Below are 1,071 nucleotides of genomic sequence, written 5' to 3'. Positions count from 1 at the left end.
CGTCACGCTGCTCTGATTGATCTGGTACAAGGCATTGGCCGGCAGGCTCAGGTCGACCGCGGGAGCACGCAGGTCAGTGGTCTTGCCCGTTTCCTGCGGCGCTTGTGCAGGACCGGTGGCAGGTGTGCGAGGAGTCCGGTCGCGCGTGCTGCCCACCTCGTGCGTGGCGCTCACATCAAGTGGGAATCGGGTTTCTATCGTTTGAGAGGCGTAGGGCGCGCCCTCATAACGACGGTCATCGGCCTTGAAGCGATGACTCTTGATGTAGGTTTTTACCGCCGTACCCACCGAGGTAACGATCTGCCTGCCCAGCGGACCGGTATTGTGGATGGCGGTGCCATTGACGTTGTCACCGGCCAGGGTGCCACCGGCGATGAACTGACTGGCGTAGTTGTTGATTACACCGGCGGCCAGATTCATCCTGCCGCCGGAGGTGATCATGCCGGGTGCGCTGCGCGTAACGATAGTCCGCTGGATCTGCTCGGTGCCGTCGTAGATGATCCATTGGTCACGCAAGCGACCTCGAAAATCAGCACGGAAGGCTTGAAGCGCATTGTCAAGTTCGACATAGGCATTCACATAAGCGGCGCGCGCATCCTTCCAGGCATGCCAAGCCAGCCAGATCTGATACTCGTGCTGCAAGTAGTCGGGGACGTGAGCAGCATCAGGGAATGTCTTGAAAATCGGCTTCGTCGGCTCCGGAGTCAGGCGCGTCGTTGGTCTGGCGACACCGAAAAGATCCCAGACAGGATCTTCCGGTGTATAGAAAAACCTTTCGGGCACGGCTGGAACCAGCCGGTCTTCGTCGCGGAACTCCGCCACGGGCCTCTGGTAAGCCGCGCTCTCGTATTGGGAGTCGGCACCGAATTTCTCGAAGGGATATCTCGTGGATGGCAAGAGCAGACGGAAATTGTCCTCATCGCCCATGGCACGCCAGTTCTCGGGAGCGATGATCTGGCCGCTGTCCTTGTGGATGATAAGGGCGTCAGCTCCTGAGAAGAAATCCGACGATCCCTCCAGCCGGTAGTTGATGATCCGGCGTCCCGGCTTGCTCTCGTCGGCGATCTCGAA

Annotated in this window: 1 pseudogene; it reads right to left on the bottom strand. The window is 59.6% G+C overall.

What is annotated here, in order from left to right:
- A pseudogene (locus HNO82_RS22070) lies at positions 1-1,071 on the bottom strand (hypothetical protein); the annotation flags it as partial.

Source organism: Herbaspirillum sp. C9C3, assembly GCF_013359625.1.
In the GTDB taxonomy this organism is placed as follows: Bacteria; Pseudomonadota; Gammaproteobacteria; order Burkholderiales; family Burkholderiaceae_D; genus Herbaspirillum.
This window is presented reverse-complemented; position numbering and strand designations above follow the sequence as displayed.